Origin of the sequence: Cryobacterium sp. N19 (assembly GCF_002929595.1) — a bacterium.
Taxonomy (GTDB): Bacteria; Actinomycetota; Actinomycetes; order Actinomycetales; family Microbacteriaceae; genus Cryobacterium; species Cryobacterium flavum.
In genome coordinates this window covers 199,704-213,457 of sequence record NZ_PJJR01000054.1, presented here as the reverse complement: position 1 = coordinate 213,457, position 13,754 = coordinate 199,704, and the positions used below count along the sequence as shown (strand labels likewise).

The window sequence follows — 13,754 nt, the reverse complement described above, 5'->3', positions numbered from 1 at the left end:
CAGGTGTGGCTCCACTTTACTCCACCTTCAACCACTAACCTAGGTTTTTACGCCAATTTTCAGAATTGATCGCCAAATTTGCCCGAAATCACTGGGGACTAACAGTGGAGGGAAATGGAGCGACAGTTCTAAGAACGGATGCTTTCGACCCGCTTTTGGGCACAAAAAAAGGGCCGATCAGATGATCGGCCCTACAGCGCAGCGATTTATTGAGTTATGGGTGCCCGGTGGAGGTTAGCGCGAGTAGCCGCTACTGACCATCCTGGCGACGGTCCCACCGGTCGTTCAATCGTTCCATGAAACCCTGGTTGGACTTGGCCTGCGCCGGACGGCGACCGGGTGACGATGGTCCGGGCATCGAACGAATGGCCTTGCCGGGCGTCACGGCGATCAGCACACCGCCGAACATAACGATGAAGCCGAGAATGCCGAGCCACAACTGCGCAATGGCTACACCCGCGATGAGAGCGACAATGCCGGCGACGGCGAGCAGTACGCCGATCGCGATGGAACGATAGTTCGGGCGAAGCCTGGACACTCCAACGCTGGCGACAAAGTCGGCATCGTTGTGATAGAGGCTGCGCTCCATCTCTTCAAGGAGTCGCTGCTCCTGTTCCGAAAGCGGCATCTCATTCCCTCCAGTTACGGGATCGAGCGGGTGGGTAGACTAATTCGAACCGACCAGAATCGAATGACCCGGTTCGAATTATCTCATTCTAGCCCCGCCAGGATGGCTAGGCTATACGGGTGCCTGAAAGCAAACGCCTGGTCGACTTGGTTCAATCTCGCATCGACGAGTACCTCATGTCCCGCGAACCAATTGTGACCCTGATCAGCTCCGATTTGACTCCTCTAATCGACTACTCACGGCAGTTTCTCAGCGGTGGAAAGCGGTTTCGAGCCCAGTTTTGTTACTGGGGTGCGCGGAGCGTTCTGCCGCAGGATTCCGGCCCCGAATCGGGCCAGCCAACGGCCATCCAGCCGTCAGTCAGTGCGGACGACGAGGCCGCGGCATCCGCTGCCCCGGTACCCGCCGCAGGCGGCCTGGCCGCGGTGGTTTCGGCCGCCAGCGCGCTGGAGATTTTTCACGCCGCGGCACTCGTGCACGACGACATCATCGACAACTCAGACACCCGTCGCGGAGCTCCGAGCGCCCACAAGCTGTTCGAAAGTTTGCACGAGCGAGAGGGTTGGGCTGGCGACTCCGCCTCGTATGGTCGGGCGTCGGCGATTCTGCTCGGCGATCTACTTCTGGGCTGGAGCGATGAGCTGCTCGACGAGGGGCTGGACGAGCTGGCCGATCGGGCTTCGGCACGGCGCGCCAGGCTCGAATTCAACTTCATGCGCACTGAGGTCACGGCCGGGCAATACCTGGACATTCTCGAGGAGCGCGCTTGGCTGGCCCAGCCGGAAGCCGAGTTGCTCGATCGGGCACTGCGCGTGATCGTCTACAAGTCAGCCAAGTACAGCGTTCAGGCCCCGCTGGTGATCGGAGCGGCCCTGGCCGGAGCCTCGGCCACGCAACTGAACTCGCTGCGTGCCTTCGGCCTGCCGCTTGGTATGGCCTACCAGCTTCGCGACGACCTGCTCGGCGTGTTCGGCGACGCCGCCGTGACCGGCAAGCCGAGTGGCGACGACCTGACCGAGGGCAAGCGCACGGTGTTGATCGCGCTGGCGCGGGAACGTCTGAGCGACGCCGACCGAGCATCGCTCGACGCCCAGCTCGGCAACCCCACGCTCAATACCGCCCAGATTCGCGCCTTGCAGCAACTCATCAGCGCCAGCGGTGCCGTCGACCGGGTCGAGGCGCTCATCGAAGCTCAGGTGGCTGAGGCTGTCGCGGCGCTCGAGACCGCGCCGATCAGCGCCGGGGCCAGGCAGAAGCTGCTGGACCTGACCGATCGGGTGACACGCCGGGCGTTCTGAGGGGCAGTTCGGCCGGCGCCCGGCCGGTCCGGGCGAGTGCCCGGTTAGGCGAGTGCCTGGGCGACGCGACGCACCTCGGCCTTGCGACCGGCCCGAAGGGCTTCGATCGGGGGCACGCCCAGGCTGTCGTCGACCTCAAGCAGCCAGGTCATGGCCTGCATGTCGGTGAAGCCGTCGTCGGCCAGCACGAACAGCGTGCCGCGAAGTTCGGGAACGGGAGCGCCGTCACGCAGAAACAGGGAAGGAACCGACACAACGTTGTCCCGCCGGATGGCCAGCAGGTACTTGTCGTCGATCAGGTGCCGCACGCGGCTCTGGCTCATTCCGAGCAGGTTGACTAGGGCAGGAATAGTAAGCCACTCGGGCTCTGAAGACACATCACTCACTCTTTTAGCTTCCCATGATTTGGGTCCGAGGCAAAACCTTCGGGCACTTTTTCCTCGCGAACCGGCCATTTCATGTCGCCCATTCAATTGACTCCCCCTCATAATTGTGAAAACCTCGCAGTGGGGATTGCTGCATTCGAGACGATGCTGTACGAACTTGCTGTACGGGTAGCGCGCGTGCGCACAATGAACGGAGCACCATGTCGACCAAGGTGAAAACGAATACGACGGATGCCGCGGCGTCCGCCGCACGAAACGCGACCGTTCCCGAGACGGTTGGCGTGGCCTTCTCGGGCAGTGACGCTGCTGCGAAGCGGCGGGCGAAGAAGCCCGGTGACTCGCATTCCCGCTCGGCATTGCTGACCGTGCCGATCGTGCTGGTCAGCACGCTCGCGATCAGCCTTAACCTGGCGGCGCCGGCCCAGGCTCAGGCCCTGGCTAAGAAGCCGCTCAAGTCGAAGCTCGCCGAGGCCACTCCCGTTCTATCGGTGACCGCGGTGGCAGCCGCCGTTCAGGTTGCGCCCGCCCAGTATTCGGTCGTTGACGGTGACACGGTGAGCGGAATTGCCGCCCGGTTCGGCCTGTCGACGGCGGCCGTGCTGGCGCAGAATGGTCTCGATTCCCGGGCCCTGATCTTTCCGGGCCAGGTTTTGACCCTGACCCAGGCGGCGGCGCCGGCCGCCGTCGTGGCCGCGCCGGCCGCATCCGCTGCCAGCTACTCGGTGCAGAGCGGCGACACCATCAGCGGTATCGCCGCCGCGCACGGGCTGAAGACCGCTGACGTTCTGGGGGCCAACGGCTTGACCGGGGCCAGCGTCATCTACCCCGGCCAGGTCATTGTGCTCGCCGCAGCACCAGTGTTGGAACCGGCCGCCTACGTCGAGCCGGTCGCCGAGATTGCCGCAGCAACGACCCACACCATCGCGTCGGGCGAGACCATCACCGCCGTGGCCAACGCGGCCGGGGTCAGCGTGCAGGCTGTGCTCGACGCCAATGGCCTCGGCTGGTCAAGCATCATCTATCCCGGACAGGTTTTGACCCTGCCGATCACGGTGGCGCCGGCATCCGTGGCGGTCACTTTCCCGGTGGCGACGTCCGGGGTGGTCACGCCCATGTCGGAGGAGATGCGACAGAACGCGCAGACGATTGTTTCGGTCGGGCGGGGCGCCGGCGTGAGCAATGCCGGTCTCGTTGTGGCGCTGGCGGCGGCCGCCCAGGAATCCGGGCTGCGCAACGTGGACTACGGCGACCGGGACTCGCTCGGTCTGTTCCAGCAGCGGCCGAGTGCCGGCTGGGGTACCCCGGAACAAGTCATGGACCCGGTGCGGGCCAGCCTCGCCTTTTTCGGTGGCGCGAGCAACCCGAACCCGAACGTGACCCGCGGTCTGCTCGACATCGCGGGCTGGGAATCGATGACCGTGACCCAGTCGGCGCAGGCCGTGCAGATCTCGGCCTACCCCGACTATTACGCCAAGTGGGAGGCGTCAGCGCAGGCCTGGCTCAACCAGCTCGGCTAGCCGGGCGGCCGGTCCCGACCTGCATGCCGCGCCCCTGCGCGCCGTGCAGTGGTGCCGTCGCCGAATTCCGTAGAATCAAGGAGTGAGCGTTCCCTCGACCGACCCGATGATTGGCCGTCTTATTGACGGCCGGTATCAAGTGCGCTCGCGAATTGCACGCGGGGGCATGGCCACGGTGTACCTCGCCACCGATCTGCGCCTCGAGCGCCGGGTCGCGATCAAGATCATGCACGGCCATCTCGCCGATGACAGCGCCTTCAAGATTCGGTTCATCCAGGAGGCGCGCTCGGCCGCCCGCTTGGCCCACCCTAACGTTGTGAACGTCTTCGACCAGGGCCAGGACGCCGACATGGCCTACCTCGTCATGGAATATCTGCCCGGCATCACCCTGCGCGACCTGCTCAAGGATTATGGCCGGCTTACCCCGGAGCAGACCCTCGACATTCTCGAAGCCGTGCTCAGCGGCCTGGCCGCCGCACACAAGGCCGGCATCGTGCACCGCGACGTCAAACCCGAGAACGTGCTGCTGGCTGACGACGGCCGTATCAAGATCAGCGACTTCGGGCTGGCGCGCGCGGTCAACAACAACACCGCGACCGGCCAGGCCCTGCTCGGCACCATCGCCTACCTCTCCCCCGAACTCGTCACCCGGGGCATCGCCGACGCCCGCAGCGACATCTATGCGCTCGGCATCATGACCTTCGAGATGCTCACCGGCGAGCAGCCTTATGTGGGCGAAGCTCCGATGCAGATCGCCTACCAGCACGCCAACGACACAGTTCCGATGCCGAGCAGTAAGGTCGCCTCGGTTCCGCACGAGCTCGACGAGCTCGTACTCTGGGCTACCGCGCGCGATCCGGAGGACCGTCCCCGTGACGCCAGGGTCATGCTCGACCAGCTGCACGATGTGAGCGCGCTCGTGCGCGGCGGTACCCAGGAACTGGCCCTGCAGTCGACTATGGTGCTGCCCGCCAGCCTGCGCACCGGGGCGAACGCGGTAGCGGACGCCGAAACCCAGGTGCTCGGCGCCAAGCTCGCTCCCACAAAACCTCCCGCCGCGACCCTGCTGGGCCTTCACCCGGCCGGCACCGCCCCGGTCGGTCCGCCGGACAGCGGCGACCTGCTCAGCAAGAAGGCCGACAAGCGCAAGCGTCGCGGCTTCTGGTTGTTCGCCCTGGTGATTCTTCTCGCCGCCGCGCTCGGCGGAACGGGCTGGTATTTCGGCTCCGGCCCGGGCTCTGACGTGTCCGTGCCCGACTTCGCGGCGGCCTCCCCCGAGGCTGCGTCCGCGCAGCTGACCAAGCTCGGCCTCAAACCCGAGCTGGCGGGTGCTTTCAGCGCCACTATCGCCGAAGGGCTCGTCATCGGCACCGATCCGGATGCCGGCAGTCGCGTCCCCAAGGACAGCACGGTCACGGTCATCGTCTCCCAGGGGCTGCAGCCCATCACGCTGCCCGCGCTGGCGGGTTTGACACAGGAGGCGGCATCCGCTGCGATTACGGATCTGAAAGCCGTCGTCGGCGCTGTGGACCCGGTCTTCGATGGTGAGGTGGCGGAGGGTTCGGTCATCTCGGCGAGCAAGGAATCTGACGGCGCCGATGTCTCGGCCGGCGGTGAATACTTTGAAGGCCTGACCGTGAACCTGGTCGTGTCGCTCGGCGCCATTCCGAATGTCGACGGCAAGACGGTTGCCGAGGCCACCGACATCCTGGTCGGCAAGAACCTGCTCGTGGTGTCGGGAGAGCAGACCTACAACGACACGGTCGCTGAGGGTGACGTGGTCACGTCGCAGATTCCGGAGGGGACGCTACGTGAGGGTGCCACGATCACCCTGGTGATTTCGAAGGGTCCTGAGCCGGTCATTGTGCCCAATGTCGTGGGGATGTCCTGGAGCGACGGCAAGGCTGCGCTGACTGCGCTCGGCTTCGAATTGATGTATGACATCCGACTCGATGCCGTCGGACTGTTGCTGAAGATTTCAGCGACTGACCCGGTAGCCGGTACGTCCGTCGCAAAGGGAAGCAAGATTGCAATAAGCCCGTAGGTCTGGGCCCGGAACTCACTTGGAAGCTGGCTGGCTCCACCCACAGATGCGGTGACCGCATTCATATTCGTGGGGGCGGGCCAAATCCAATGCGAAGAGCAGCCAAATACGAGGCCACATGGCCCCAATCCTTCCGGGGCAAATGACGTCGTCAAAGGGGTGCAGGTGGTCGGGGTCGGCATCCGCTCACCGACCCGTGAGTTTTGGTCACCGAGGTGTGAGTCTTAGCCCGATTTCGGCCGTTGAATCGTTCAAAACTCACACCTCGACGATGCCCCACCTCGAAAACTCACGGCTCGATCAAATCCGTGGCTTCAGAGCGGCTTCGGGGAAGCGGCGGAGGCGGGTTGTCCGCGGGGTTGCGAGTTTTGCGGTGTTTCGGCGGCCTTGCGCACGCTGGCTGTTGAGCCTGTCGAAACACGCGCAAGGCCACCGGAACATCGCAATGTTTGAGCGAGGAGCGGATGACCCGCCTCCTTGTGCTGGCCGCCTCGTGAACGTTCCGGGCGGAACGACGCAACTCGCCGCATCCGCTCACCGGGCCCACCTTATGGCCACGGGCCCAGTTTATAAGCTGGGCCCGGGGACGGGGCCTGGGCCCCGTCCAGAGAATGGGGCGGGCGGGGCTAGCGGGCGGCCAGCTCCTCGGCCACCAGGAAGGCCAGTTCCAGGGACTGCATGTGGTTCAGGCGCGGGTCGCAGAGCGACTCGTAGCGGGTCGCCAGGGCGGCCTCGTCGATGTGCTCCGACCCGCCGAGGCACTCGGTGACGTCGTCGCCGGTGAGCTCCACGTGAATTCCGCCCGGGTGCGTGCCGACGGCGCGGTGTGCCTCGAAGAAGCCCTTGACCTCGTCGACGACGTCATCGAACCGACGGGTCTTGTAGCCGGTCGGTGTGGTGACACCGTTGCCGTGCATCGGGTCAGTCACCCACAGCGGTGTCGCCTCGCTCGCCTTGATGGCTTCGAGCAGCGGCGGCAGGGCGTCCCGAATCTTGCCGGAACCCATGCGCGTGATGAAGGTCAGGCGACCGGGTTCGCGGTTCGGGTCGAGCTTGTCGACCAGGCGCAGCATGTCGTCGGCCGAGGTGGCCGGGCCGAGCTTGACACCGATCGGGTTGCGTACCCGTGACAAAAAGTCCACGTGCGCGCCGTCGAGGTCGCGGGTACGCTCCCCGATCCAGATGAAGTGGGCAGAGGTGTTGTACGGCGTTCCGGTGCGGGAGTCGATGCGGGTCATCGGGCGCTCGTAGTCCATCAGCAGGCCCTCGTGGCTGGTGTAGAACTCCGTTCGGCGCATCGCCTCGAAGTCGGCGCCGCAGGCGATCATGAATTTGATCGCGCGGTCAATCTCCTTGGCCACCTTCTCGTACTGCTGGTTGGCCGGGTTGGCGGCGAAGCCCTGATTCCAGCTGTGCACCTGACGCAGGTCGGCGAAGCCACCCTGCGTGAACGCACGAATCAGATTGAGGGTCGACGCCGACGTGTGGTAGGCCTTGACGAGCCGGTCCGGGTCGGCCTCGCGCGACTCGGGCGTGAACGGGTAGCCGTTGACGATATCGCCGCGGTACGCCGGCAGCGTCACGTCGCCGCGGGTTTCGAAGTCGCTCGAGCGGGGCTTGGCGAACTGGCCGGCCATGCGCCCCATCTTGATCACCGGCATCGACGCACCGTAGGTGAGCACGACGGCCATCTGCAGCACGGTCTTGACCCGGTTGCGAATCTGATCGGCCGTGGCCCCGCTGAACGTCTCGGCGCAGTCGCCGCCCTGCAGCAGGAAACCCTGCCCGCCGGCCGCCTGAGCGAGCCGGTCGCGCAGAATGTCGACCTCACCGGCGAAGACCAGCGGCGGCTGCGTCGCCAGTTCAGCGGATGCCGCAGCCACCTTGGCCGCGTCGGGCCAGGTCGGCTGCTGCTTGATCGGTAGGGTGCGCCAGTGGTCCAGACCCGTGATGACAGAGGCTTCTGCGGCAACAATGGGCTCGGTGGGGTCTACCACGGGATAGTTCCTGTTTTCTGTACTGGACCGGTGACGCGCACCGAACCGAAATGGATGAGGTGCCGCAGCGCGCAAAGCGCAGACAGCACTTCTGGCAGCCTAGCGCGAAAGGCTGGCCCGCTTCTCTTTGACCGAGGAGGCGTAGACGTCGACGTACTCCTGCGTGCTGAGTCGCTGCAGTTCGTACATGAGCTCGTCGGTGACGCTCCGCAGCACGAACCGGTCGCCCTCCATTCCCTCAAAGCGGGTGAAGTCGAGCGGTGTGCCGATCACAATGCCGATCCGCCGCACCTGCGGAATCCTGGTGCCGGTCGGCATGGCCTTCTCGGTATCAATCATGGCCACCGGAATGACCGTCACGCCCGATTCCAGCACCATGCGGGCTACCCCGGTGCGCCCGCGATACAGGCGGGAGTCCGGGCTGCGAGTGCCCTCCGGATAGATTCCGAGGATGCGACCCTCGCCGAGTACCCGCAGGCCGGTATTGAGCGAATCCTCCGAGGCTTTACCGCCCGACCGGTCGATCGGAAGCTGCCCGGCGGCGGTGAGAAACTGCCGGGTCGCCCAACCTTTCAGGCCTTTGCCGGTGAAATAGTCGCTCTTGGCCAGAAACGCCACGCGGCGCGGCACGACCAGCGGCAGAAACACCGAGTCGATGAACGACAGGTGATTGCTGGCCAAAATGACCGGCCCGGTCTTGGGAATGTTCTCCAGGCCGATGATCCACGGTCGAAACAGCGAGAGCAGCAGCGGGCCGATGACGATGTTCTTCATGATCCAATAGAACACTCGCACTCCTTTATCCGACTAGAAAAGCTTAGTCCGCCCGCCGCATCGAAGCGGATGCCGCCCCGACGTCCATAGCGCCCGATCAACGCACCGCGTGCAGCCGGGCCAAATCGGCCGCGCCGACCACGCCGGCGTCATTCACCAGCTGGGCGATGGCGAACTCCGCTTCGGGGTGGTAGCCGCGCGCCGGCAGGTAGTCGAGGTAGGCCGCGCGAATCGGTTCGAGCAGCAGGTCGCCGGCGGCCGCCACTCCCCCGCCGAACACGAACACCTGCGGGTCGAGTACGGCGCCGAGGCTCGCGCAGGCCTGCCCGAGGGCACCGCCGAGCTGGCGCAGGGCAGCGAGGGCGCCGCCGTCACCGTCCTGGATCAGACGCCCCACCTCTTTGCCGGTGAGTTTGCCGCGCCGCTCGCGGGCGCCGGCCAGGCCGAGACCGATGCCGCCGGCATCCGCGAATTCGTTGGCGATGCGCAGCAGCGCCCGACCGGAGCCATATTGTTCCAGGCAGCCGTGCGCGCCACAGCCGCAGGGCAGCCCGTCGGGAACCACCCGGAGGTGGCCGAGTTCGGCGCCGGCACCGAAGCCGCCGCGGAACAGGGCATTATTCGTCACGATCGCCCCGCCGACGCCGGTGCCGACGGTCAGGGTGACCATGTCGGTGTACGGCCGGCCCGCGCCGAAGCGAAACTCAGCCCAGCCGGCCGCATTGGCATCGTTTTCGATGATGATGGGCAGGTCGAGCCGAGCCTCGAGCTTGTCGCGGAACGGCTCGTTGCGCCAGCTGATGTTCGGCGCGTAGTAGACGGTCGACTGGGCGGCGTCGATGAACCCGGCCGCAGCCACCCCCGCAGCGACGACAGCTTCACCCTCGGACAGAGCCAGAATCATTGCGACGACGGTGTCTTCGATCTCGCCCGGGTTGCCGGGCGTGGTCGGCTGCCGGTCAGAGCGGATGATGGTGCCCGCCTCGTCGACCAGCGCCCCGGCAATTTTGGTGCCCCCGATATCGATACCTATGGCGTGCACGGGGCACCTTTCGTTCGGGGCGATCGGGAAGTGGGCTCGCGGCACGGGGCGGCTGCCAGTGACACCCTCTAGAGTGTAGTAAACCAGTTTGCCGCTGGACGAAACACCCGCTCAACGCAGAATTCTTCGGCGCTCGAGCAGGCGGCACGTTCAGCCGGTACCAAAGGAGTTGCCGTGAAACAGTTTGATATGCCCGCCGTCGTTCCCGCCGATCCTGGCGCCAACATCACCGACCTGCTCATGGACCGCCTCGCCGCGTCTCCCGACCTCATTCTGTTCTCGCTGCCGCGGGGCGGCCAGTGGCTTCCCGTGACCACTCGGGAGTTCCACACCCAGGTGGTGGCACTGGCCAAAGGTTTCGTCGCCGCAGGCATCGAGCCCGGCGACAAGATCGGGCTCATCTGCAAGACCCGCTACGAGTGGACCCTGATCGACTTCGCCGTCTGGTTCGCCGGAGCAATTCTGGTACCGGTCTATGAGACCAGCTCGCCCAGCCAGGTACAGTGGAACCTCAGCGACTCCGGCGCCATGGCGGTCATCGTCGAAACCGCAGACCATTTCGCGCGCTTTGACGAGGTGCACCCGGAGCTGGCCGCCATTGGTTCGGTCTGGCAGATCGACCTGGGCGACCTCGACAAGCTCGTGGCCGGGGGCGTCGAGGTGACGGACTCCGAGATCGAACGCCGCCGCAACCTCGCCGTCGGCGACGACATGGCCACCCTCATCTACACCTCCGGTTCAACCGGCAAGCCCAAGGGCTGCGTGCTCACCCACGCGAACTTCCTCGAGACCAGCCGCAACGCTGCGGTAGCCCTGAAGGAAGTCTTGGTTCACCCCGAGGGCGCCTCGACCCTGCTGTTCATCACGACTGCCCACGTCTTTGCCCGATTCATCTCGGTCTTGTGCGTGCACGCCGGCGTGCGCGTCGGGCACCAAGCTGACACCAAAACGCTCCTGGCCGCGCTCGGCAGCTTTCAGCCGACCTTTCTACTCGCAGTGCCGCGGGTGTTCGAAAAGGTCTACAACTCGGCCCAGCAGAAGGCTGTCGCCGGCGGCAAGGGCAAGATCTTCGATGCTGCGGCCCACGTGGCCGTTGAGCATTCCAAGCTGGTGCAGGCCGAAACGGCGATTCCGCTCGGCATGAAGATCAAGTTCGCGCTGTTCGACAAGCTCGTCTACAGCAAGTTGCGGGCCGCGATGGGCGGCAAAGTCGTTTGGGCGGTCTCCGGTTCGGCGCCGCTGGGTGCTCACCTCGGTCACTTCTTCAAGAGCCTGGGTATCGTCATTCTCGAGGGCTACGGTCTGACCGAGACGACGGCCCCGGCCACCGTTGGGCTGGCCACCCGGGCCAAAATCGGCACTGTCGGGCCGCCCCTGCCGGGTGTCTCGGTGCGCGTCATGGACGACGGCGAGATCGAGGTCAAGGGCGTCAACGTCTTCAAGGAGTACTGGAAGAACCCGCAGGCCACCGCGGACGCCTTCGATGACGGCTGGTTGAAAACCGGCGACATCGGTGACTTCGACGCCGACGGTTTTCTCACCATCACCGGACGCAAGAAGGAAATCATCGTGACGGCCGGCGGCAAGAACGTGGCCCCGGCGGCGCTCGAAGACCCCATTCGCGCGAATCCGCTGATCGGCCAGGTCGTCGTCGTCGGCGACCAGAAGCCGTTCATAGGCGCGCTCATCACGCTGGACCCCGACATGCTGCCGGTGTGGTTGAACAACAATCAAGAGGATGCCGGAATGTCGCTCGCGCAGGCATCCGTCAATAAGACTGTGCTCGCGGAGATTCAGCGCGCGGTCGACCATGCCAATGAGGGTGTGTCGCGGGCGGAGTCGATTCGTAAATTCACGCTGCTGGCGATTGAGCTCACCGAGGACAGCGGGCATCTAACGCCGAAGATGAGTATCAAGCGCAATATCATTCTGCGGGACTTCGCCGGTGAGATTGAGGCGATGTACTCTGGGGCGCCGGTTACTGAGGGGATTTCGCTACGCGAGTAGTTTGAGGGCGGGCCCGGCTCACTTTCGTTGTGGGTCGGGTTCGGTGCAGGTAATTGGTGGGTAGGGCTCGGGAAAAGCATTCCGCTCCCCGCTCCCTCACATTCGGACCGCTCAAGGCTTCGCCCGAGCTCGCTGTCCGGAATCCTGGGTGGGGGCTAGAACCAGGTGGACTCTCGGATTTCCTTCATCGCGGCCTTGCGGTTGTCCTTGTCGAGGCGGTCGATGTAGAGGTAGCCGTCGAGGTGATCGGTTTCGTGTTGTAAAGCCTGGGCCATGATGCCGGTGCCGGAGAGCTCGATGAGATTATTGTCGAGGTCGATGCCGGTGACCCGGGCGAACGGGTAGCGCTTGGTGGGGTACCAGAGTCCCGGAACGGAGAGGCAGCCCTCGTCGACGAGGTCGGGCTCTCCGGAGAGTTCAACGACCGTGGGGTTGAGGATGTAGCCGATGACACCGTCGACGTTGTAGCTGAACGCTCGCAGGTTCACGCCGATCTGCGAGGCCGCGACGCCGGCCCGCCCAGGCAGTCGCACGCTGTCGACCAGGTCCTGCACCAGGCCGCGCACCCGGTCGTCGATCCCGTCGATGGGGTCGGAGACGGTCTTCAGCACCGGATCTCCGAAGAGACGGATCTGGCGTTCGGGCACGGGGAGACTCCTCGGTAGGCGGGTGGTGTGAAAGACGAACGAGCGCGCGGCTCGCTACAGGTTGCGGTCGGTGGGGAGCCCCTCGACGACCAGTTCGGCGAGCGTTCGTGCTGCCAGCCGGGTGATCGGCTTGAGATCTTTGTAGGAGACGACGCTGCCGGCGGCAAGTTGAGGGTCGTAGGGGATGCGCACGATCTCGCGTACGCGGGAGCGAAAGTGCGACTCGATTTCTTCGAGGCGAACCAGGTTGGTGCCCTGGGTGGCGGTGTTGAGGGCGACGATCGCGTTGCGCACGAGGTCGCCGTAGCCGTTGGCTTCGAGCCAGGTGAGAGTTTCGGAGGCCAGACGGGCCTCGTCGACGCTGCCGCCGGAGACGATCACGATGGAGTCGGCGCGCTGCAGGGTGGCCCGCATGACCGAGTGCACGATGCCGGTACCGCAGTCGGTGAGCGCGATCGAGTAGTAGCGGGCCGCGAGGTCGGCGACGACGTTGTAGTCGTTCTCGTCGAACGCCTCGGAGAGCAGCGGGTCGGTGTCGGAGGCGAGAATGTCGAGGCGGGTTTCGTCGCGGGAGACCAGAGCGGAGAAGTCGGTGAAGTTGCCGATCGACGCGGCCTTGGAGACGACGTCGCGCACGGTCGACCTGGTCTGCTTGCTCACGCGTTCGGAGAGTGTGCCGCGGTCGGGGTTGGCGTCGATGGCGATGATGCGGTCGTCGCGGGCATCGGCCAGGGCCATTCCGAGCAGGGTCGTGACCGTGGTCTTGCCGACGCCGCCCTTGCGGGTGAGAATCGGAACGAACCGCGTGCCGCCCTCAAACTGGCGGCGGATGCGCTCGTCCATCTCCTTGTAGGCCTGCACCTTGGCGGAGTCGCCCAGGTTGACCAGGTGCAGAGTGAGGGCGTAGACGAATTCGGGCCAGGAGCCCTGCGGCGCCTTGCGGGTCTTACGGTTGACCGCGAGCAGGCGATCAGAGGTGAGCATGGCGGCCGACTCGGGGGCCGTGCTGTTTTCGGTACGGATGCGGTCGCGCCGAACTGTGGAGGCGGCATCCGCTCGGGAGAGCGATTCGATGGCCGAGCTAGCCCCTGCTGAACGGGCCGGCGCCGGCGTCGAGATTTCAACGGTGTGGGTGGCCGGGGTGGACACGATCCGGGTCGTGTCGAGGCCGGTGCCCCTGGCCGACCGGCCCACGGCAGGCACCGAGCGGCGGGGCCCGACCGGCACCTCGATCGGAACGCTCAGGCTCTCGGGCAGGGACGCAGCGAGGTTGTCGATCGTGTGCGGCGGCAACTCGCTGTGATAGTCGTCGCGCTCGTCACGGGTTCGCTTGGCGGCAGACACCGGTCGCGCGGGCGCGCTCTCGTCGTCAGTACGTTTGTCTGGCACGGGTACATCCTCAACTGGTCGATAA

Annotated in this window: 11 protein-coding genes; 4 read left to right on the top strand and 7 right to left on the bottom strand. The window is 65.3% G+C overall.

What is annotated here, in order from left to right:
- Positions 1 to 250 precede the first annotated feature (250 nt).
- Positions 251 to 628, bottom strand: a complete 378-nt coding sequence (locus CXY78_RS19145) for a DUF3040 domain-containing protein (RefSeq protein ID WP_092339756.1) — start codon at positions 626 to 628, stop codon at positions 251 to 253.
- A 119-nt stretch (positions 629 to 747) separates the two neighbouring features.
- On the opposite strand from CXY78_RS19145, the gene CXY78_RS19140 reads away from it, so the two are divergent.
- A complete protein-coding gene (locus CXY78_RS19140) occupies positions 748 to 1,926 on the top strand; it encodes a polyprenyl synthetase family protein (protein WP_104090721.1) in 1,179 nt (392 codons plus the stop codon).
- A 44-nt stretch (positions 1,927 to 1,970) separates the two neighbouring features.
- Here CXY78_RS19140 and CXY78_RS19135 read toward each other — a convergent pair whose 3' ends face one another.
- Positions 1,971 to 2,303: an Rv2175c family DNA-binding protein gene (locus tag CXY78_RS19135; RefSeq protein WP_369827365.1), complete on the bottom strand. Its 333-nt coding sequence runs from the start codon at positions 2,301 to 2,303 to the stop codon at positions 1,971 to 1,973.
- A 209-nt stretch (positions 2,304 to 2,512) separates the two neighbouring features.
- Between CXY78_RS19135 and CXY78_RS19130 the strand changes: the two genes are divergently transcribed.
- Both CXY78_RS19130 and pknB read left to right on the top strand, forming a co-directional pair.
- Entirely contained in the window at positions 2,513 to 3,829 is a 1,317-nt protein-coding gene (locus tag CXY78_RS19130; RefSeq protein ID WP_104090719.1) for a LysM domain-containing protein, read from the top strand.
- Between the two features lie 82 nt (positions 3,830 to 3,911).
- Positions 3,912 to 5,873 carry a Stk1 family PASTA domain-containing Ser/Thr kinase gene (gene pknB, locus CXY78_RS19125; RefSeq protein ID WP_104090718.1) on the top strand — a complete coding sequence of 654 codons (1,962 nt, stop codon included), beginning with the start codon at positions 3,912 to 3,914 and terminating at the stop codon, positions 5,871 to 5,873.
- Between the two features lie 626 nt (positions 5,874 to 6,499).
- Here the strand turns inward: pknB and CXY78_RS19120 are convergent.
- The 3 genes from CXY78_RS19120 to CXY78_RS19110 all read right to left on the bottom strand — a co-directional run bounded on the left by CXY78_RS19120 (position 6,500) and on the right by CXY78_RS19110 (position 9,686).
- On the bottom strand, positions 6,500 to 7,870 hold the full coding sequence (locus CXY78_RS19120; protein ID WP_092339752.1) for a class II 3-deoxy-7-phosphoheptulonate synthase: 1,371 nt from the start codon (positions 7,868 to 7,870) through the stop codon (positions 6,500 to 6,502).
- A 99-nt stretch (positions 7,871 to 7,969) separates the two neighbouring features.
- Positions 7,970 to 8,659, bottom strand: coding sequence for a 1-acyl-sn-glycerol-3-phosphate acyltransferase (locus CXY78_RS19115; protein ID WP_092339751.1), 690 nt, complete (start codon positions 8,657 to 8,659; stop codon positions 7,970 to 7,972).
- Positions 8,660 to 8,741: 82 nt separating this feature from the next.
- Positions 8,742 to 9,686 carry an ROK family glucokinase gene (locus CXY78_RS19110; RefSeq protein ID WP_104090716.1) on the bottom strand — a complete coding sequence of 315 codons (945 nt, stop codon included), beginning with the start codon at positions 9,684 to 9,686 and terminating at the stop codon, positions 8,742 to 8,744.
- A gap of 174 nt (positions 9,687 to 9,860) precedes the next feature.
- Between CXY78_RS19110 and CXY78_RS19105 the strand changes: the two genes are divergently transcribed.
- Complete coding sequence (locus CXY78_RS19105) at positions 9,861 to 11,693, top strand: long-chain fatty acid--CoA ligase (protein WP_104090715.1); 1,833 nt, start codon at positions 9,861 to 9,863, stop codon at positions 11,691 to 11,693.
- A 155-nt stretch (positions 11,694 to 11,848) separates the two neighbouring features.
- On the opposite strand, the gene CXY78_RS19100 is transcribed toward CXY78_RS19105, so the two are convergent.
- Together CXY78_RS19100 and CXY78_RS19095 are read right to left on the bottom strand one after the other, a co-directional pair.
- Positions 11,849 to 12,340 (bottom strand): peptide deformylase, encoded by a 492-nt coding sequence (locus tag CXY78_RS19100; RefSeq protein WP_092339748.1) that lies wholly within the window; start codon positions 12,338 to 12,340, stop codon positions 11,849 to 11,851.
- Between the two features lie 54 nt (positions 12,341 to 12,394).
- Positions 12,395 to 13,729 (bottom strand): MinD/ParA family protein, encoded by a 1,335-nt coding sequence (locus CXY78_RS19095; protein ID WP_233206242.1) that lies wholly within the window; start codon positions 13,727 to 13,729, stop codon positions 12,395 to 12,397.
- Positions 13,730 to 13,754 lie beyond the last annotated feature (25 nt).